Source organism: Stenotrophomonas sp. YJH_SMC_135, from assembly GCF_059372355.1.
The window spans coordinates 779,982-798,807 of sequence record NZ_JCAFVN010000002.1 but is presented as its reverse complement, the minus strand read 5'-3'; the positions used below and the strand labels follow the sequence as shown (position 1 = coordinate 798,807).

The window sequence follows — 18,826 nt, the reverse complement described above, 5'->3', positions numbered from 1 at the left end:
ATGCGTGGATGGTTCGTGCACCAATGGACCACGACACTCGGAATGCTACGAATCCCCGGCAGTTGCGACGGCGGTCGCACCCCGCCTGGGCGGGGGTGTCCACACTGCGGCGCTGCGGCCACACCGGCCATCACGGAGCGCCCCATGCCGACACGGCCCTGTAGTTTCCGTTTCCTGTCCTGCCTTCTCGCCAGCGCCCTGCTGGCGCTGACCCTGGCGCCCGCGGCCGCCGCGCGGGACGCACCGGGCGATCTGCTGTCTGCTGCCCCCTATCGCGCGTCATGGGTGCCGTCCAGGGCCGCGCAGGCCTACAAGCTGCACTACCGCACCCCGGACCACCGCGGCCAGCTGGCGGAAGGCACCGGCCTGCTGTACCTGCCCGCCGGCGCGGCGCCTGCGGGCGGGTGGCCGGTGGTGTCCTGGGCACATGGCACTCAGGGCATTGCGGATCGCTGTGCGCCCTCGGTCTCCGGCCCCACCCATGCCGAACGCGACGGACGCTTCCTGGACGTGTTCCTGGCCCAGGGCTATGCCGTCGCCGCCGCCGACTACCAGGGCCTGGGCAGCCCAGGCAATCATGCCTACCTGCACGTGCGTACCGCGGCGCGCAACGCCATCGATATGGTCAAGGCCAGCCGGCAGTACCTGGGCACCGCAGCGTTGTCGCCGCGCTGGGTCTCGGTAGGCTATTCGCAGGGGGGCGCGGCCGCGCTGGTCGCCGGCCACCTGGCGGCGTCCCATGGCGGGCCCTCACTGCAGTACCGCGGCAGTTTCACCGCCGGAACGCCCACCGCAGTCGAACTGACCGCGCTGGTGATGAAGCCCGACAACCGCACCGCCAATCCCGGCGCGCTCAACGCATCTCACGCGTACCTGCTCGACGGCCTGCTGCAGGTTGCACCGCAGGTCGACGGCGTGCTGAGCGAGGCCGGGCGCGCCCGCATTGCTCTGGCACGCGAGCAGTGCCTGGGTGATCTGGCCACCACGCTGGACGGCATGGATACCGGCAGCATGTTCACTGCACCGCTGACCCGCGTGCCGGGCATCTGGGCGGTGCTGCATGACTACCTGGGCGTACCGCGCCGCGGCTTCAGCCAGCCGCTGATGCTGGCCCATGGCAGCGAGGACCGCGACGTGCCCTATCTGACCACCCTGCTGTACGCCGCAAGCCTGGCCGTGCGAGGTGAGCCGGTCGCGTTCCGGCGCTACCCGGTCGATCATCGCGGCACGCTGGATGCGGCGGCGGCGGATGCCCTGGCGTTCGTGCGTGCGCGGCTGGAGGACGACCACTTCAACGACGCTGCGGAGATCGCAGGCCTCGAACAACGGCTCGACGAAGCCCGGTAGATCCACGCCATGCCGGATACGCGATCCAGGAAGTTGCCGGCCAGCGGCCGGCACTACCGAACACGGTAGATCCGCGCCATGCGTGGATGCGCGGGATACGGGTTGCCGGCCGGCGGCCGGCACTAACGAACACGGTAGATCCGCGCCATGCGTGGATGCGCGGGATACGGGTTGCCGGCCAGCGGCCGGCACTAACGAACACGGTAGATCCGCGCCATGCGTGGATGCGCGGGATACGGGTTGCCGGCCAGCGGCCGGCACTACCTGCCAACCGCTGCCTCAGCCCTTGTAGCCGTTGCTGATCGGGTAACGACGCTCGCGGCCGAACGCCCGGCGCGAGACCTTCGGCCCCGGCGCGGCCTGGTGCCGCTTCCACTCGCTGATGCGCACCAGGCGCAGCACGCGGTCAACCACGGCCGCGTCGTAACCGGCGGCCACGATCTCCGTGCGCGACTGTTCCTGATCGATGTAGCGGTACAGGATGCCGTCCAGCACGTCATAGGCCGGCAACGAATCCTGATCCAGCTGGTTCTCGCGCAGCTCGGCCGACGGCGGGCGGCTGATCACCGCCGGCGGGATCACCGGTGCGCCGCCCACGGTATTGCGCCACTTGGACAAACCGAACACTTCGGTCTTGTACAGGTCCTTCAGCGGCGCATAGCCACCGCACATGTCGCCGTAGATGGTGGCGTAGCCGACCGCGTACTCGCTCTTGTTGCCGGTGGTCAGCAGCAGGCCACCGAACTTGTTGGCCAGTGCCATCAGGATCACGCCACGGCTGCGCGACTGCAGGTTCTCTTCGGTCACGTCCGGCGCAGTGCCTTCGAACATCGGCGCCAGCGATTCCATCAGGCCCTTGAACGCCGGCTCGATCGAGACCGCTTCCAGCTTCACGCCCAGTGCCTGGCACTGCTCGGCGGCGAGGTCGTTGGACATGCCGGCGGTGTAGCGCGACGGCAGGCGCACAGCGGTGACGTTCTCCGCGCCGAGCGCGTCGACCGCCAGCGCCAGTACCAGCGCCGAATCGATGCCACCGGACAGGCCCAGCCAGACCTTCTTGAAACCGTTCTTGCGGCAGTAATCCTGGATGCCACGCGTCACCGCGCGCCAGGCCAGCGCGTCCATGCTCTCGTCGCCGTCGTCCATCCACACGTGCGGCATGAAGCGGCGCGTTTGGCCGTCGTACTCCACCACCAGCCACTGGTCGACGAAGGCGGCAGCGGCGGGGTGCACCGTGCCGTCGCCATCGGCCACCACCGAGGCGCCATCAAACACCAGCGCATCCTGGCCACCGACCACATTGAGATAGGCAATCGCTGCCCCGCTCTCGCGGGTGCGTGCGGCCAGCACCGCATCGCGCTGGGCGTGCTTGCCGCGCTCGTACGGCGAGGCATTGGGTACCACCACCAGCTGCGCGCCGGCGCGCACGGTGTCGGCCAGCGGCTCGGCGAACCACAGGTCCTCACAGATCAGCAGGCCCACCGGAATGCCGTTGACCTCGAAGACGCAGCTGCCGCCGTCCGGATCAACATCGAAGTAGCGGCGTTCGTCGAACACGGCGTAATTGGGCAGCTCACGCTTGCGGTAGGTCTGCTCGACCAGCCCGTCGCGCAGCACGCTGGCGGCGTTGTAGACCACCGCGCCAGCCGCCTGCGGCCAGCCGACCACCGCCGTGATGCCGCGGCAGGCTGCGGCAATGCGCGTCATTGCCTGCTCGCACTCGTACAGGAAGCCCGGGCGCAGCAGCAGGTCTTCCGGCGGATAACCGCTCACCGCCAGCTCGGGGAACATCACCAGCTCGGCGCCGTACTCGTCGCGCGCCTGGCCGATCATCTCGATGATGCGCTCGGTGTTGCCGGCGACGTCGCCGACCGGGAAGTCGAACTGCGCCATCGCGATGCGGATCGAAGCCATGGGAATCCAGCCTGTGGTTGCAATGCCGCCATTGTAACGCCGGGGTCAGATCCGTTTTGCGCAGCAAAAGGGATCTGGCCCCACGTCAGACGCAGAAAGGCCGCCCGGAGGCGGCCTTTCTGTGTTCAAGCAGCCGGCCAGCGGCCGGCTCTACAGCATCGTCTGCCGGAGGCAGTCGATCTTATTTCACCAGCTTGGCGATGGCAGCGCCCAGGTCGCCCGGCGAGCGGACGGTGACAACACCGGCAGCTTCCATGGCGGCGAACTTGCCTTCCGCGGTGCCCTTGCCGCCCGAGGCGATCGCGCCCGCGTGGCCCATGCGCTTGCCGGCCGGAGCCGACGCACCGGCGATGAAACCGACGACCGGCTTCTTCACGTGGTTCTTGATGTACTCGGCGCCGGCTTCTTCAGCGTCACCGCCGATCTCGCCAACCATGATGATGCCTTCGGTCTGCGGGTCTTCGTTGAACAGCTTCAGGCAGTCGACGAAGTTCAGGCCGTTGATCGGGTCACCACCGATGCCGATGCAGGTGGACTGGCCCAGGCCGACTTCGGTGGTCTGCTTGACCGCTTCATAGGTCAGGGTGCCCGAACGCGACACGATACCGATCTTGCCCGGCTGGTGGATGTGGCCCGGCATGATGCCGATCTTGCACTCACCCGGGGTGATGACGCCCGGGCAGTTCGGCCCGATCAGCACGGTGTCCGGATGCGAACGGGTCAGCACGTTCTTGACGCGCAGCATGTCCAGCACCGGGATGCCTTCGGTGATGCAGACGATGACCTTGATGCCGGCAGCTGCGGCTTCCAGGATCGCGTCGGCCGCGTACGGCGGCGGCACGTAGATGACCGAAGCGTTGGCGCCGGTGCTCTGCACGGCGTCGGCAACGGTGTTGAAGACCGGCAGATCGATGTGGGTGGTGCCACCCTTGCCCGGGGTCACGCCGCCAACAACCTGGGTGCCGTACTCGATCATCTGAGTGGCGTGGAAGGTGCCCTGCTGGCCGGTGAAGCCCTGCACGATCACCTTGGTGTTCTTGTTAATCAAAACAGACATGGGAATTCCTTGGTGTCGAATCAGGCAGCGTTCTTGACAGCTTCAACGATCTTCTTGGCGCCATCGTTGATGTTGTCAGCCGGGATGATGGCCATGCCGCTGTCGCGCAGCAGCTGCTTGCCTTCTTCCACGTTGGTGCCTTCCAGGCGCACCACGACCGGAACCTTGACGCCCACTTCCTTCACGGCGGCGATGATGCCTTCGGCAATCATGTCGCAGCGGACGATGCCGCCGAAGATGTTGACGAAGATGCCTTCGACCTTGTCCGAGGACAGGATCAGCTTGAACGCTTCGATGACGCGCTGCTTGTTGGCACCGCCGCCCACGTCCAGGAAGTTCGCCGGCTCGCCGCCGTTGAGCTTGATGACGTCCATGGTGGCCATGGCCAGGCCGGCGCCGTTCACCATGCAGCCGATGTTGCCGTCCATGGTGACGTAGTTGATGTCCAGCTCCGAAGCGATCACTTCGGTCGGATCTTCCTGGGTCTTGTCGCGCATGGCGACCAGGGCCTTCTGGCGGAACGCGGCGTTGTCGTCGCTGTCGAACTTGCCGTCCAGCGCGTACAGGTTGCCGTCGTCCAGGATGGCCAGCGGGTTGATTTCAACCAGGGCCAGGTCCTTTTCGTTGAACAGGCGGTACAGGTTCACCATGATGCTGGCGAACTGGCCGGCCTGCTTGGCGGTCAGGCCCAGCTTGAAGCCGAAATCACGGCCGTGGTAACCCTGCACGCCTTCGACGAAGTCGACGTTCAGCGAGTGGATCAGCTCCGGGGTTTCAGCAGCGACCTGCTCGATTTCCACGCCGCCTTCCGAAGAGGCGATGTAGGTGATGGTCTTGGTGCCACGGTCGACCAGCACCGACAGGTACAGTTCCTTGACGATCTCGCCGGCGGTGGTCACCAGCACCAGGTTGACCGGCAGTTCAACGCCTGCGGTCTGGTAGGTGGCCATCTTGGTGCCGAGCATCTTGGCCGCAGCGGCCTTCACGTCGTCGGTGGTCTTGCAGAACTTGACGCCGCCAGCCTTGCCGCGGCCGCCAGCGTGGATCTGCGCCTTGACCATCCAGGGGCCCTGGCCCAGGGAGTTGGCAGCGGCAACCGCTTCGTCCGGGGTCGCAGCGACCTTGCCGGCCGGGACCGGGATGCCGTACTCGGCAAGCAGTTGTTTTGACTGGTATTCGTGGAAATTCATGCGTCACCGTGGGAATAGGAACGACCGCACGCAATTCCTCAGGGCCCCGGCGGGGCGCCGGCATGGACCGCGGCGGGCCCACTATTGTGGCCGAGCCGGCGCCGGGGCGCAAAGAAGTCTGTACAAAACGCCAGACCCGGCCAGATTTCCGCCGTCATTCAGGCAGTTGCGCCCGGCGGCCCACTGGCCACCGGTATCCATCCCGGGCCAAATGCGCGATCCGGGCGGCTCCGGCGGCGCCCTGCCTGGGGCCCTATACTGGCCGACCAAGGTGTGTAGAGTCGGGCTTGCCCTGCTGCTTCCACCGCAGGCTACATCGAAGCGACGTGCCCGCCCGGCCTCAGGGGACGCCAGGCAGGCCCGCCGCAGCGTCCAGACCCAGGCAGCCAGAAGGGGAGTTCCGGCGTGTCACCCAGTGCTTCATTGATCGACCGCATCGAATCGATTCCGCGGCGTGAGCTGTACTTCTTCGCGCTGTACCGGGTGCTGATCGCCTCGGTCATCGCCGCCCTGCTCTACAGCCCGCTGTCGGCCATGGTCGGCGAAGCGCACCACCCGCGGCTGGCCGACACCGTCGCCGCCATCTATCTGGTGCTGTCCCTGCTGGCTCTGGTGATCGGCCGCAACGAACGCTGGCTGCGCCCGATCGTGGTCAGCGGCGTGCTGGTGGATATCGTCGCCGCCACCCTGTTGTCGCATGCCCTGCCCGGTGCCAGCGCCGGCATCTCGATGTCGCTGCTGTTCAACATCGCCGCCGCCGCCACCCTGCTGCCGCTCAGCCTGGGGCTGGGCCTGGCCCTGGCCGCCAGCCTCGCCACCGGCGTGGAGTACACCTGGAAGCTGCTGGAAGGCGGCGACCCCACCCGTACCCTGGCCGAACTGGCCATGTTCGCCACCAGCTACCTGGCACTGGCCTTCATCAGTTACCAGGTCGGCAGCCGCGCGCGCCGCAACCAGCAGCTGGCCAACCAGCGCGGCGATGAAGTGGCCAACCTGTTCCAGATCAACGAGCTGATCATCCGCCGCATGCGTACCGGCGTGCTGGTGGTCGACGCCGACAACCGCGTCACCCTGGCCAACGAGGCCGCCTCGATGCTGCTCGGTGACAGTGATGGCAGCGGCGAAAGCGGCCGCCTGGACCTGGCCAGCGCCGCCCCGGAACTCGCCCGTCGCCTGCAGCGCTGGCGCAATGGCTGGGCGCAGGACGAACTACCGCTGCAGCTCAACCCCGACCAGCCCGAAGTGCAGCCGCGCTTTGCCCGCCTGCTGGCCGGCAGCGACCTGGCCCTGGTGTTCCTGGACGACTCCAGCGTGGTCTCGCGCCGCGCCGAATCGCTCACCCTGTCGGCGATGGGCCGCTTCTCGGCCAGCCTCGCCCACGAGATCCGCAACCCATTGGCCGCGATCAACTACGCGGTGCAGCTGCTGGAAGAAGGCACCGGCTTCAACGAAAGCGACCGCCGCCTGCTGCAGATCATCCGCCAGCAGTGCCAGCGCACCAACGGCATCGTCGAAAGCGTGCTGGGCCTGGCCCGGCGCGAGCGCGCCACGCCGGAGAACGTCGACCTGGCCGCCTTCGTGCGCCGCTTCGTGCTGGAGTACAAGCAGGGCCAGACGCTGGAGACCGACAGCATCGAGCCGATCATCAACGACACCTCGGTGCTGGCCCAGGTCGACACCAAGCACCTCTACCAGGTGCTGACCGTGCTGGTGCACAACGCGCTCAAGTACGGGCGCATCGGCCAGCAGCCGGCGCGGGTGCGCCTGCGCGTGGCGCAGCACGAGCGCAGTGCGGTCATCGACGTGATGGACCGTGGCCCCGGTATTCCCGAGAGTGTGGCCGCACAGTTGTTCCGGCCGTTCTTCACCACGTCCGAGCATGGCACCGGGCTGGGCCTGTATATCGCCCGCGAGCTGTGCCGGGCCAACCAGGCGCGGCTGGACTACATCCCGGTTCCCGCTGGAGGCTCCTGCTTCCGCCTGGTGCTGCCCGGCCCGCATACGCTGTTGCCCACCTGATCTCGATTCTGTGCGTCAAACATTTGTCGCTTCCAGCCCCCTCGTTTATCTTTCACGCCCATGAACGAAACCCGCAGCGCCCTCGTCGTCGACGACGAACGCGACATCCGCGAACTGCTGGTACTGACGCTCGGCCGCATGGGGCTGCGCATCAGTACGGCAGCCAACCTTGCAGAAGCGCGCGAACTGCTGGCCAGCAATCCGTACGACCTGTGCATCACCGACATGCGCCTGCCGGACGGCAATGGCATCGAGCTGGTCAGCGAGATCGCGCAGCACTACCCGCGCACGCCAGTGGCGATGATCACCGCCTTCGGCAGCATGGACCTGGCCGTGGAAGCGCTGAAGGCCGGCGCCTTCGACTTCGTCAGCAAGCCGGTGGATATCGCCGTGCTGCGCGGCCTGGTCAAGCACGCGCTGGAACTGAACAACACCGAGCGCCCTGCGCCCGGCCCCGCCGCCGAACAGGGCGCACGCCTGCTCGGCGATTCGCCGGCCATGGACGTGCTGCGCACCACCATCGGCAAGGTCGCGCGCAGCCAGGCGCCGGTCTACATCCTCGGCGAATCCGGCGTGGGCAAGGAGCTGGTCGCACGAACCATCCACGCCCAGGGCGCCCGCGCGGCCGGCCCGTTCGTGCCGGTCAACTGCGGCGCCATTCCCGGCGAGCTGATGGAAAGCGAATTCTTCGGCCACCGCAAAGGCAGCTTCAGCGGCGCCCACGCCGACAAGCCCGGGCTGTTCCAGGCCGCGCATGGCGGCACCCTGTTCCTCGACGAAGTGGCCGAGCTGCCGCTGCAGATGCAGGTGAAGCTGCTGCGCGCGATCCAGGAGAAGTCGGTGCGCGCGGTGGGCGCGGCTGCCGAGGAGCCGGTGGACGTGCGCATCCTCTCGGCCACCCACAAGGACCTGGCCGAGCTGGTCGAGGACGGGCGCTTCCGCCACGACCTCTACTACCGCATCAACGTGATCGAACTGAGGGTGCCGCCGCTGCGTGAGCGTCGCCAGGACCTGCCGGAACTGGCCGCATCGGTGCTGGCGCGGCTGGCCCGCAGCCATGGCCGCCCGACGCCGTTGCTGGCGCCGTCGGCACTGGACGCCCTGGCCCAGTACGCCTTCCCCGGCAACGTGCGCGAACTGGAGAACATCCTGGAACGTGCGCTGGCCCTGGCCGAAGAAGACCGCATCGGCGCCGACGACCTGCGCCTGCCGCAGCATGCCCCGCGCACGCCCGGCAGCGCAGCACACGCCGAAGCCGTGGTGGACCTGCAGCCCGGCAGCGCCGCCCTGCCCTCGTACATCGAACAGCTCGAACGCAGCGCCATCCAGCGCGCGCTGGAAGAGAACCGCTGGAACAAGACCCGCACCGCCGCGCAGCTGGGCATCACCTTCCGCGCGCTGCGCTACAAGCTGAAGAAGCTGGGGATGGAGTAAGGACAGGGTCGGATCCCTTCCGAAGGAAAGGGCATCAGATGGTCCAACAAACTGAATAAGTAAATGGACGCAACATCCATTGATCAGGCTACCTTGTTGTCGCCCGAATGATCTGATAGCGTCCGCTCCATGTCCCGGAAATCGCCCCCGCAGCCATACAGGCAAACGCTTGTGGTCGCCGACCGCGTTGCCGTCGCCCGTCAGAAGCCAGGTACCAAGAAGGCCACGGACAACTGGCGCCAGATTCAGTTCGGCTCAGTACTGATCAATAGTCCAGCGCTAGACGCCAAGGCTGGGCGGCAAGGCCGTGCGGAAAGCCAGCGCGCGCTACAAGCACTTGGCCAGGCACTAGGCCGCCCTGGCGTCACACTCAAGGAAGCGCGAGGCGTTCCTTACTACAGTGCAGACCCACAGCATCCTGGCGTGATCATCCGCCGCCTCGATGGAAAGATAGCCCAAGGACGGTTTATCAATGGCAAGTTCAAGGAAAACGCCGCCTGACCTGGCGACTGCATTCGGCCGTATAGAACAGGCAAGGGCAGAAACTAATCGCCCGCTTGCGGTCATTCTTGCCGGCCACAATGGGTCTGGTAAATCGACATTGTGGTATGAACACTTGGCCGATTCGTTGCAGATTCCTCTGATCAATGCTGATCGCATGATGCTGTCCATCCTGCCAGATGCGAACAAGCAGGCGCTCCCACAATGGGCGGTGCAGCTACGAGACGAAAATGACGCATGGATGAAGGTCGCACAGCAAGGAGTCCAGGCTTTCGTCGGCCACGCGATGACGGCAAACGTTCCCTTTGCGTTTGAGACGGTGTTCTCGCACTGGCAGCCTCGTGGCGACGGTACGTTTGAATCAAAGATTGATCAAATCCAACAACTGCAGGAGGCGGGCTACTTCGTCATTCTGGTTTTTGTTGGGTTGGCCAATGATCAACTTTCCATCGCACGGGTTCTAACACGTGTTGCCAGCGGCGGACACAACGTCCAGCCGGGAAAGCTGACCTCGCGCTTTCCTCGAACGCAAAGGGCCATTGCGGCTGCAGCGGGCGTGGCTGATGCCTGCATTCTGACCGACAACAGCCTGAACGAAGAAGAAGCGTTTACGGTATGTCGGATACAACTCGGCAATATCGAAATTTTCGACTGCCGTACGGACGATCATGCAGTGGCCAAGCCCATCCTTGAATGGATGAACATTGTCAGTCCGATCGCCGCGTGACTATGGAAAGAGCCCCACCCAGCGGAGCTCTACAATGATCACTCTCCGCCTCAATCTTTCGTAACGCGGTTGATCTCGGCCAAGCTCGTGACGCCAGCAGCCGCCTTCTTCAACGCCGACTGGCGCAGATCGTTCACCCCGATCTGCTGCGCGGCCTCGGCAATCTGCAACGCATTGCCACCGGCCAGCACGATCGTGGCGATCTCGTCGGTCATCGGCATCACCTGGTAGATACCGGTGCGGCCCTTGTACCCCTCGGTGCACTCGTCACAGCCGACCGCCTCGTACAGCTCGATACCCGCATCCAGCTGCGCCTGGGTAAAGCCCTCGGCCAGCAACGCATGTTCGGGCAGGTTGGCCGGGCGCTTGCAGTTGTTGCACAACCGGCGCGCCAGGCGCTGGGCGATCACCAGCGTCACCGAGCTGGTGATGTTGTACGGCGCGATGCCCATGTTCATCAGGCGCGCGATGGTCTGCGGTGCATCGTTGGTGTGCAGCGTGGACAGCACCATGTGGCCGGTCTGCGCCGCCTTGATCGCGATCTCGGCCGTCTCCAGGTCGCGGATTTCGCCGACCATGATGATGTCCGGATCCTGTCGCAGGAACGAGCGCAGTGCCGCGGCGAAGGTCATGCCGCGCTTGTTGTTCTGCTGCACCTGGTTGACGCCGGGCAGGCGGATTTCCACCGGGTCTTCGGCGGTGGAGATGTTGCGCGTCTCGTCGTTGAGGATGCCCAGCGCGGTATACAGCGACACCGTCTTGCCCGAACCGGTCGGGCCGGTCACCAGCACCATGCCGTAGGGCTTGTGGATGGCGTCCAGGAACAGCTTCTGCTGGTCCGGCTCGTAACCCAGCTTGTCGATGCCCAGCTTGGCCGCGCTGCCGTCCAGGATACGCAGCACCACCTTCTCGCCGAACAGGGTCGGCAGCGTGCTCACGCGGAAGTCGATCTGCTTGGTCTTGGACAGGTTGAGCTTGATGCGTCCGTCCTGCGGCACGCGCTTCTCGGCGATGTCCAGCTGCGCCATCACCTTCAGGCGCGCGGCGATGCGCTGGTTCAGCTTCACCGGCGCGCGCGCCACCATCTTCAGCAGGCCATCGATGCGCAGGCGCACGCGATAGTCGTCTTCATAGGGCTCGAAGTGGATGTCCGAGGCGCCCTTGCGGATCGCGTCCACCAGCACCTTGTTGACGAACTTCACCACCGGGGTGTCATCACCCTTGGCATCGATGCCGGAGTCGCCGGCTCCGGAAATGTCTTCGTCACCGCCGGACACATCCAGGTTGCCAATGCCATCGTCGTCACCGCTCAGCGCGTCGCCCAGCGTGTCATGGCTGGCATGCCACTGCTCGAGCGTGCGGCGGATCTGGTCTTCATCCACCAGGATCGGCTCCACCACCAGGTTGGTGTGGAACTTGATCTCGTCCAGCGAATGGGTCGGGTTGCTGGTGCCCACGAACAGCTTGCCGCCGCGCTTGAACAGCGGCAGCACGTTGTGCTTGCGCAGCAGCTCCTCGCTGACCAGGCTCATCGCGTTCTGGCTGGCGTCGAACGTGGACACGTCGAACAGCGGCATGCCGAACTCGACCGCGTTGGCCGCCGCCAACTGGGCCGCTCCGACCACCTTGTTCTGCGCGAACCAGGTCGGCAGCGGCTGCCGGGCCGCAGCGGCCTTGGCCATGGCGTCGCGGGCGGAAGCCTCGTCCAGCGCACCATCCTGGACCAGGCGACGGGCCAGGCCGGTGATGCCGACGAGATTGGCGGTGGTTACGGCGTTCATATGGATCCTTGGCTCATCATGGGTCAGGCAGTGCGGCGCGCCTTCCAGAGGCACCGCACAGGGCAGCAGAACCTGCCGCGACCCGATGGCCGACGACGACGCCAATCCTTCAGCATGACTGCCTCGCCCGGCACTCCCAGCCCGGCAGGCACGATCCTGACTCCCCCGGGGATGATAGCCCCGTCAACGGCCCGCCAACATCCCTTCTGGTCACATGTTTCCACATCGCTTTCGTCTACAGCCGCTCCTCAGACTACTTCAGGTTGGAGGAGGTCTGACCCGTGCCTTTCCTTCCGCTCCTTCCCCGCCCCATTCAGGCACCGCAGCGGAGTACCATTGCACCGGGGAAAATGGGGACACACTTTGAATCAGCTCAGCATCATCCTGCCGGCCAAGAATGAAGCCGAAGGCCTTCTTCGCACGCTGCCGGAACTTCGTTTGCAGTACCCACTTGCAGAGATCATCGTAGTCGATGACGGCTCCACCGACGCCACCGCAACAATTGCGCGGGAACAAGGTGTTCGGGTGCTTTCCAGCCCCTATTCGATGGGTAACGGTGCCTCGATCAAACGTGGCGCACGCGCAGCCTGTGGAGACATTCTGGTGTTCATGGATGCCGATGGGCAGCATGACCCGGCCCACATCCGGGCATTGCTGGATAAGCTGTCCGAAGGCTACGACATGGTCGTCGGCGCTCGCGACAGCAGCGGCCAAGCCAACGTTCACCGCGGCCTTGCCAATCGATTCTACAACTGGCTGGCCAGCCATATGACCGGCTTCAAAGTAATGGACCTGACTTCGGGCTTCCGTGCGGTACGCGCGCGACGCTTCCGCGAGTTCCTGCATTTGCTGCCTAACGGATTTAGCTACCCAACGACCAGCACCATGGCATTCTTCCGAAGCGCCTACCCTGTTGCCTATGTCCCCATTCCTGTCGCGAAGCGTGTGGGAAACGGTAGCCACATTCGTCCGATCAAGGATGGAATCCGCTTCCTGCTGATCATCTTCAAGATTGCCACCTTGTACTCTCCCCTGAAGCTGTTCGCACCCGTGGCGCTGGCCTTCTTCCTTCTGGGCTTGGGCTACTACGGGTATACATTCGCGACCATGCATCGCTTCACCAACATGAGCACACTGCTGTTCAGCGCATCGGTGATCATCTTCCTTATCGGCTTGGTATCGGAGCAGATCACCGGCCTTACCTACCTTGCATCGCGGAAGGACTCAACCGAGTGACTGAGGGAGGCATGCAGACCGCCTCTCTTCCGGGGCTGCTGGTCGTGGCGTCCACCTATCCGCGGTGGGAAGGAGACACCGAGCCTGGGTTCGTGCACGCCCTCAGCCGGCATCTGACCGGTGATTTCCGGGTCACTGTGCTATGTCCTCACGCTCCTGGCGCCGCCACCCAAGAGAAACTGGACGGTGTACAGGTCATTCGCTATCGCTACGCGCCGGAAGGCATGGAGCAACTTGTCAATGGTGGTGGCATCACCTCCAACTTGCGCCGCCGACCTTGGATGCTTGCACTGTTGCCCACGTTCCTGCTGTGTCAGTGGTGGGCATTGCAACGCGAGCTGCGGCGAAATCGTCACGAAGTGCTGCATGCACACTGGATCATTCCGCAGGGACTCACAAGCGCGCTGCTGCCAAGACGCCTCCGCCCCCCGATGCTGATTACATCTCATGGCGGAGATCTCTTCTCTCTGAAGGGGCGGCTCCTCTCGGCCGTGAAACGATTCTCCCTAGCTCGCGCACAAGCGGCCAGCGTCGTCAGTCAGGCGATGGTGGCGCCCTTTCGCGCATTAGCGGCGAACCTTCCCTTGGCAGTTTCGCCAATGGGCGTGGACCTTCAACACCGCTTTGTCCCCTCCCCAGTGAAGCGGGCACGTAACGAACTGCTGTTCGTCGGACGACTGGTCGAGAAGAAGGGATTGACGTACCTGATTGATGCTTTGCCACTCGTTCTGGCTCGTCATTCCCAGGTCTTCCTCACCGTCATCGGACACGGGCCGGAACTACCAGAACGGGAAGCTCAGGTGGCAGCATTAGGTCTGCAAAAGCACGTCCGTTTCGTCGGCCCGGTGACACAGAACGCGCTTCCCGCCTACTACCAACGTGCGACTACGCTCGTCGCTCCCTTCGTCGAGGCCCGCAACGGAGATCAGGAAGGGCTTGGATTGGTTACTGTGGAAGCTCTCGGTTGCGGCTGCCCGGTCGTTACCACGGACGTGCCGGCAGTACGTGATGCATTTCCAGCGGGCCCGCCTCGCTATCTGGCCACGCAACGATCCTCAACTTCGCTTGCAAGCGTAATCATCGAACTGCTGAGTGCACCGGAACAGGCGCAAGCGTGGGCACACGCACAACGACCTGAGCTGGTAGCTCGCTTCGACCATTCGCAAGTCGCCGCAGACTATGCGAAGCGACTACGCGCCATCATGGAGCCCCAGAATGTCCGCTAGGCTACCGCGCCTTGGCAACCTTGCTAGGACCTCGATCCTGGTGATGTTCTGGCAGGGCATGCGGATGGCGTGCTTGGCTGCATGGATCATCCTCGGCGCTCGCGTCTTGGGGGCAACCGACTACGGCCTGTTCTCCGGCACGGTTGGCACGGCCTCGGCTCTTGCCGGCCTAGTCGGGCTGGGCAGCGGCATGCTGATGTACCAATACAGCACTGCGGACCACGGGAAGTTTCCCCGTTATTGGAAGCAGAGCCTTGTGCTCTGCGCCCTGAGCGCAGCGCCACTTTCCTTGGCCTTTTCTCTACTGACCGCTGGCTTGATGTCGTGGCCCGCACTCGGCCTTGTCGCGCTTTCGGAGATCATCGCATTCCCCATCGTCACCAATGCTGCATTCGCATTTTCAGCCAATGATCGTTTGGGCTGGGCCGCTGCCCTTCCCGCATTGAACGCAGGCATGAGGCTTGCAGCCATCTGCATCTTCGGGCTGCTACCGGTCGACCACAACCTGACGACCTATCTATTGCTGCACCTGGCCTCTTCGGCATGCAGCGCGGTGCTGGCCCTCATGCTGGTCCGGCGAATACTGCGCCCCGGCCCAGCACACCTGCAGATCGGACGCAGCGATTTGAAGCATGGCACCGGACACGCCGCTGCATGGAGTTCTGCCGTTGCCGTGACTACCCTGGATAAATCGTTCGTCCTGCATGCAGGTGGAAGCGAGCTAGCCGGCTTGTATGCTGCGTGCTATCGCATCGCGGCGGTAATTGCGATGCCACTCGATGCAATGGTCATGTCAGCGATGCCGCGGTTGTTCCGTGCGCAACCAGTGTCCCCCCAGCATCTACACCTGATCGTTTCAATGATCTTGGTCGCGACGGCGTATGGAACGCTGGGGGGCCTCGTGCTGTGGTGTACCGCCAGCATCTTGCCCTCCGTGCTCGGTATTGAGTTCTCTGCTGCCATTCCCGGCCTGCAATGGATGGGCCTGTTCATCATCGGCTACAGCCTGCGCCAAATCGCCTGTAATGTGCTGATTGGACGTGGCAAGAAAATGCATCGATTCGTCATCGAGACTCTCGGGCTGGTGATAATGACCTTGATCGCCGCAGCCTGGATTCCTGCACACGGACTGTTGGGAGCGGTTTGGATGATCATCGTCGCCGAAGCACTGATGGCAATGGCCGCATGGTTGACTGTGATTTTCAGTCCCGGCCCTGAAGCCGCTCAATTGCCAAGCTGAAGAGCTCCAGATACGCCTCACAGGCTGCATCGATGGAGAATGCCTTGCTACGTTCGCGAAGATCTTCAGCAGCCACCTGCCGCCTTCCATTCAGCACATTCCTCATGGCCTGGGCCAATGCATGCGCATCTCCCACAGGCACCAGTTGACCAAACCGACCGCCGCCCAGGACTTCCGACGGACCGTGTGGGCAGTCGGTAGCAATCACCTGAACGCCGCAGCTCATGGCCTCGACCAGGACATTGCCAAACCCTTCGTAGTCTGACGGCAGCACCAGCGCCGTGCTTCGGGCCATCCAGGGCAGCGCATCCTCCACCCGCCCCAGCAGAGCGCAGTCGCTCTGGAATGTGCTCCTCTCAATCCACTGGGCCACACGCGCACCTTCCGGCCCCTGTCCCAGTATGAGCAAACGTGCCGGATGTGTGGCTCGCACCAGCACAAATGCCTCCCAAAGAAGATCGAGGCGCTTCTCCGGTGAAAGGCGCCCCGCATAGATAAAAACCGGAACATCGTCATGCGGGAAGGGCCACGCCTGAGAAATGTGCCTTGCCTGCACACCCTCCGTACTGACCAACGGGTTGTGAATCACTCGTATTCCGGAGCGAGGGAGCTTCAGCTCAGACGCCATTTCTGCCGCCAACGCCACAGAAACAGCGACCAGACCCTGGGACCGCGTCAGCATGCCCCGCATCGCCCAACGAATCAATTCCAGTTTGAGCCTGACAAACCCACGAGCCGCCCGCCTGGGCCCTGACAGCGAAAGATGCTGAGCCACAACGACTGCCGTAGAAGGATAGAGAATGCGGCGCCAGAAGGTGACCCATACCGCAATGTCGTTGGAGGTAGTGACCACGACGCGTGGCCGCTCACGTCGGATGCGCAAGGGCAATCCAAGGAGCATCTGCCAGGCACCGCGCGGAGCGATGAACGTCACTTCACCATTGTCACCCGGCCCATTCAGATCACGCCCGGCGATGATACTCACCGAGCATTTTCTCTTCTTGAAGCCACGCGCGAGGTTCAATTGCACGCGCTCCAATCCGCCGGCTTCCCAGCGGCTGGCCAGCAGCCAGATCATGCAACCTCCAAGGCCCGGACCGGCCCTGCAATGCAGATCACATCCTGATAGTCACACAGATCCTGAACACCGATCCGAACCAACCGCCGCCTCGCCTCCAAGCGATAGAAGCGATAGCCCAATGGCGATAGCAGCTCCAGAATCTCCCGACTATGGTATCCAGCGGCCAGGCTGGAGCGCTCCTGCACTTCCACCGCAATTATCGGCAGGAAGCGTCGTAGCGTTTCGATCCCCCCCTGCAGACAGGGCAACTCACCGCCTTCAATGTCGACCTTCAATAGGTCCAGCCGTGACAGGCCAATACGCCGTACGAGTTCGTCCAGCGTCGTGATGTCGACCATTCCAATGCGCTGGTCGACGCCCTCGGTTCCATGCAGGCTCCCCAGTCCCAGATTAACTTCATCCACATCATGCTGTCCGTAGGACGCATAGATCGCCTGCCGGCCAACCTCTCCCGCCAAGCCCTGCTGATGGACCTGCACTATCCCCTGCAGCCCATTGCGCCGCACATTCAATCGCAATTCGTCAGCAATCCCGGCTATCGGCTCCAATGCGACGACATGACCGGCACTGCCCACTCGATTCGCGCAGACCAGGCTAATCTCCCCGATGTTGGCACCCACATCGATCACGGTCATTCCCCGCTCGAGGAGACGGTCGAGGAGAGAGACGAGGCGAAGGTTGTAGTAGCCCATCCAGAACATGCGACGCTGCATATGCTCGGCAAGATCGAGGGTCATGATGAACCGGCCATCGAAATCGCGTACGGTCTGCCGCCCGCGGGCCCGACGGAACAGGCGGCGCAGCATGCTCTGCACCCAGCCCGGCCGCTCCCCGATGCGCAGCTGATTACCCACCCGCCTCAGCGCTGTTGCAAATCCCATGCCCCCCCCCGCAGGTGACTTCCCACCTTCAACTGGCCCATGATGATGCACTACCCATCTGATTTTCCAAACAGGTCAGTCCATGCATGTCCTCATGCTCAGCAAGCGGCAGTACACCGGACGCGACCTCATCGACGACCGCTATGGCCGACTCTGGGAAATCCCGGAAGCACTTGCGCGCCGTGGGCATGCCATCAGCGGAATCGCACTGAGCTATCGGCATCGAGATTCCGGGAATTTCCTGTCTGCGGCAGGGGTTCAATGGCGTTCCATCAACGCTCTTTCACTCGAGACCATCCAGTTAGAACGTGCAATCAGGCGACTTCACCAGCAGTGCCCTATCGATGTCCTCCTGACAAGCTCTGATGCACCATGCACCGTGCTCGGTGCAAGCTTGGCGAAGCACATCCATACTCCTCACGTTGCAGATCTCTACGACAATTACGAATCTTTCGGACTCAGCCGGATCCCAGGCATGCGCGCCGCGTTCCGTCGCGCATGTGCGGGCTCAAAGGCAATCAGCGCAGTAACACATGCCCTGGCTGATCACGTGAAATCCACCCTTTCAACACCTGTTCCAGTACATGTCATTGGCAACGGAGTCCGCCGGGATCTGTTTCATCCGATCGACAAACGTGTCAGCAGGGAGATGCTTGGTCTTCCCGTGAAGGCTCGCCTAATTGGCTGTGCCGGCGCCCTCGATCAAAGCAGGGGGATTGAAGATCTATTCCGAGCATTCCAGGCACTTTCAGAGCGCCACCCCGACATCCACCTCGTCATTGCCGGCCCCAGGGATGCCACCCTTCACCGCTACCCACATCCCAGGATCATCGATTTCGGCGTCATCGGCTGGAAGCAGGTCCCGTTACTAATCAATTCACTCGATGTATCAGTAGTCTGCAATCGCAATTCAGGGTTTGGGCGTTTCTGCTACCCATTGAAGCTAGCGGAATCGATTGCCTGTGGTGTGCCGATCGTCGCCTCAGACGTTGGTGACACACGACGGATCGGCGGGGGCGCAATACGCGTATACGCCCCCGGCGACATCAATGATCTCGTAGAATCCATCGATCTTCAGCTTCAGATGCCGCTTTCCAATACCGCCCTGAGGGCCTTCGACTGGGAAGAGCGAGCCATTCAGATGGAAGCGCTTCTTCTAGAGGCGACACGCTCAAATCACCCCTGAACTCTC

The 18,826-nt window shown here is 63.6% G+C and carries 15 protein-coding genes; 9 read left to right on the top strand and 6 right to left on the bottom strand.

Annotated features, from left to right (window positions below; translation table 11 throughout):
- Positions 1–144: 144 nt before the first annotated feature.
- Positions 145–1,347: a lipase family protein gene (locus AC5P98_RS10150; RefSeq protein ID WP_495229993.1), complete on the top strand. Its 1,203-nt coding sequence runs from the start codon at positions 145–147 to the stop codon at positions 1,345–1,347.
- A gap of 279 nt (positions 1,348–1,626) precedes the next feature.
- On the opposite strand, the gene AC5P98_RS10145 is transcribed toward AC5P98_RS10150, so the two are convergent.
- From AC5P98_RS10145 to sucC, 3 genes are all read right to left on the bottom strand, one after another.
- Entirely contained in the window at positions 1,627–3,261 is a 1,635-nt protein-coding gene (locus AC5P98_RS10145; RefSeq protein WP_049403035.1) for an NAD+ synthase, read from the bottom strand.
- Positions 3,262–3,442: 181 nt separating this feature from the next.
- Positions 3,443–4,318: a succinate--CoA ligase subunit alpha gene (sucD, locus tag AC5P98_RS10140; protein WP_005410793.1), complete on the bottom strand. Its 876-nt coding sequence runs from the start codon at positions 4,316–4,318 to the stop codon at positions 3,443–3,445.
- Between the two features lie 20 nt (positions 4,319–4,338).
- A complete protein-coding gene (gene sucC / locus AC5P98_RS10135; protein ID WP_004154430.1) occupies positions 4,339–5,508 on the bottom strand; it encodes an ADP-forming succinate--CoA ligase subunit beta in 1,170 nt (389 codons plus the stop codon).
- A 405-nt stretch (positions 5,509–5,913) separates the two neighbouring features.
- Between sucC and AC5P98_RS10130 the strand changes: the two genes are divergently transcribed.
- From AC5P98_RS10130 to AC5P98_RS10115, 4 genes are all read left to right on the top strand, one after another.
- Positions 5,914–7,527 carry a sensor histidine kinase gene (locus tag AC5P98_RS10130; RefSeq protein WP_014648198.1) on the top strand — a complete coding sequence of 538 codons (1,614 nt, stop codon included), beginning with the start codon at positions 5,914–5,916 and terminating at the stop codon, positions 7,525–7,527.
- Positions 7,528–7,587: 60 nt separating this feature from the next.
- The gene (locus AC5P98_RS10125; protein WP_049405671.1) at positions 7,588–8,961 is read left to right on the top strand and encodes a sigma-54-dependent transcriptional regulator; all 1,374 of its coding nucleotides are present in this window, start codon (positions 7,588–7,590) and stop codon (positions 8,959–8,961) included.
- Positions 8,962–9,132: 171 nt separating this feature from the next.
- Positions 9,133–9,462 carry a hypothetical protein gene (locus AC5P98_RS10120; RefSeq protein ID WP_141098642.1) on the top strand — a complete coding sequence of 110 codons (330 nt, stop codon included), beginning with the start codon at positions 9,133–9,135 and terminating at the stop codon, positions 9,460–9,462.
- Complete coding sequence (locus AC5P98_RS10115; protein ID WP_046432224.1) at positions 9,434–10,189, top strand: zeta toxin family protein; 756 nt, start codon at positions 9,434–9,436, stop codon at positions 10,187–10,189. The genes AC5P98_RS10120 and AC5P98_RS10115 overlap by 29 nt, the downstream gene beginning before the upstream one ends.
- Positions 10,190–10,239: 50 nt before the next feature.
- Here AC5P98_RS10115 and pilB read toward each other — a convergent pair whose 3' ends face one another.
- Positions 10,240–11,970, bottom strand: a complete 1,731-nt coding sequence (gene pilB / locus AC5P98_RS10110) for a type IV-A pilus assembly ATPase PilB (protein ID WP_049405669.1) — start codon at positions 11,968–11,970, stop codon at positions 10,240–10,242.
- Positions 11,971–12,333: 363 nt separating this feature from the next.
- Between pilB and AC5P98_RS10105 the strand changes: the two genes are divergently transcribed.
- Genes AC5P98_RS10105 through AC5P98_RS10095 form a run of 3 tightly spaced genes read left to right on the top strand, consistent with a single transcriptional unit; the run spans position 12,334 to position 15,672 of the window.
- Positions 12,334–13,206 carry a glycosyltransferase family 2 protein gene (locus tag AC5P98_RS10105; protein WP_049405668.1) on the top strand — a complete coding sequence of 291 codons (873 nt, stop codon included), beginning with the start codon at positions 12,334–12,336 and terminating at the stop codon, positions 13,204–13,206.
- An 11-nt stretch (positions 13,207–13,217) separates the two neighbouring features.
- On the top strand, positions 13,218–14,432 hold the full coding sequence (locus AC5P98_RS10100) for a glycosyltransferase (RefSeq protein WP_234413078.1): 1,215 nt from the start codon (positions 13,218–13,220) through the stop codon (positions 14,430–14,432).
- A gap of 43 nt (positions 14,433–14,475) precedes the next feature.
- On the top strand, positions 14,476–15,672 hold the full coding sequence (locus AC5P98_RS10095) for a lipopolysaccharide biosynthesis protein (RefSeq protein ID WP_237760636.1): 1,197 nt from the start codon (positions 14,476–14,478) through the stop codon (positions 15,670–15,672).
- On the opposite strand, the gene AC5P98_RS10090 is transcribed toward AC5P98_RS10095, so the two are convergent.
- Together AC5P98_RS10090 and AC5P98_RS10085 are read right to left on the bottom strand one after the other, a co-directional pair.
- Positions 15,635–16,750 carry a glycosyltransferase gene (locus AC5P98_RS10090; protein ID WP_049405662.1) on the bottom strand — a complete coding sequence of 372 codons (1,116 nt, stop codon included), beginning with the start codon at positions 16,748–16,750 and terminating at the stop codon, positions 15,635–15,637. The two genes, AC5P98_RS10095 and AC5P98_RS10090, sit on opposite strands and share 38 nt — an antisense overlap.
- Positions 16,747–17,634, bottom strand: coding sequence for an FkbM family methyltransferase (locus tag AC5P98_RS10085; protein ID WP_157806066.1), 888 nt, complete (start codon positions 17,632–17,634; stop codon positions 16,747–16,749). The genes AC5P98_RS10090 and AC5P98_RS10085 overlap by 4 nt, the downstream gene beginning before the upstream one ends.
- A 94-nt stretch (positions 17,635–17,728) precedes the next feature.
- Here AC5P98_RS10085 and AC5P98_RS10080 point away from each other — a divergent pair, with 94 nt between their 5' ends.
- Positions 17,729–18,820 carry a glycosyltransferase family 4 protein gene (locus AC5P98_RS10080; RefSeq protein ID WP_234413081.1) on the top strand — a complete coding sequence of 364 codons (1,092 nt, stop codon included), beginning with the start codon at positions 17,729–17,731 and terminating at the stop codon, positions 18,818–18,820.
- Positions 18,821–18,826: the final 6 nt, after the last annotated feature.

What these genes read in the sequence shown, in the direction of transcription:
- AC5P98_RS10150 (WP_495229993.1), top strand. Translation starts at nt 145, where the DNA reads ATGCCGACACGGCCCTGTAGTTTCCGTTTCCTGTCCTGCCTTCTCGCC.
- AC5P98_RS10145 (WP_049403035.1), bottom strand. Translation starts at nt 3,261, where the DNA reads ATGGCTTCGATCCGCATCGCGATGGCGCAGTTCGACTTCCCGGTCGGC.
- sucD (WP_005410793.1), bottom strand. Translation starts at nt 4,318, where the DNA reads ATGTCTGTTTTGATTAACAAGAACACCAAGGTGATCGTGCAGGGCTTC.
- sucC (WP_004154430.1), bottom strand. Translation starts at nt 5,508, where the DNA reads ATGAATTTCCACGAATACCAGTCAAAACAACTGCTTGCCGAGTACGGC.
- AC5P98_RS10125 (WP_049405671.1), top strand. Translation starts at nt 7,588, where the DNA reads ATGAACGAAACCCGCAGCGCCCTCGTCGTCGACGACGAACGCGACATC.
- AC5P98_RS10115 (WP_046432224.1), top strand. Translation starts at nt 9,434, where the DNA reads ATGGCAAGTTCAAGGAAAACGCCGCCTGACCTGGCGACTGCATTCGGC.
- pilB (WP_049405669.1), bottom strand. Translation starts at nt 11,970, where the DNA reads ATGAACGCCGTAACCACCGCCAATCTCGTCGGCATCACCGGCCTGGCC.
- AC5P98_RS10100 (WP_234413078.1), top strand. Translation starts at nt 13,218, where the DNA reads ATGCAGACCGCCTCTCTTCCGGGGCTGCTGGTCGTGGCGTCCACCTAT.
- AC5P98_RS10095 (WP_237760636.1), top strand. Translation starts at nt 14,476, where the DNA reads ATGTTCTGGCAGGGCATGCGGATGGCGTGCTTGGCTGCATGGATCATC.
- AC5P98_RS10090 (WP_049405662.1), bottom strand. Translation starts at nt 16,750, where the DNA reads ATGATCTGGCTGCTGGCCAGCCGCTGGGAAGCCGGCGGATTGGAGCGC.
- AC5P98_RS10085 (WP_157806066.1), bottom strand. Translation starts at nt 17,634, where the DNA reads ATGGGATTTGCAACAGCGCTGAGGCGGGTGGGTAATCAGCTGCGCATC.
- AC5P98_RS10080 (WP_234413081.1), top strand. Translation starts at nt 17,729, where the DNA reads ATGCTCAGCAAGCGGCAGTACACCGGACGCGACCTCATCGACGACCGC.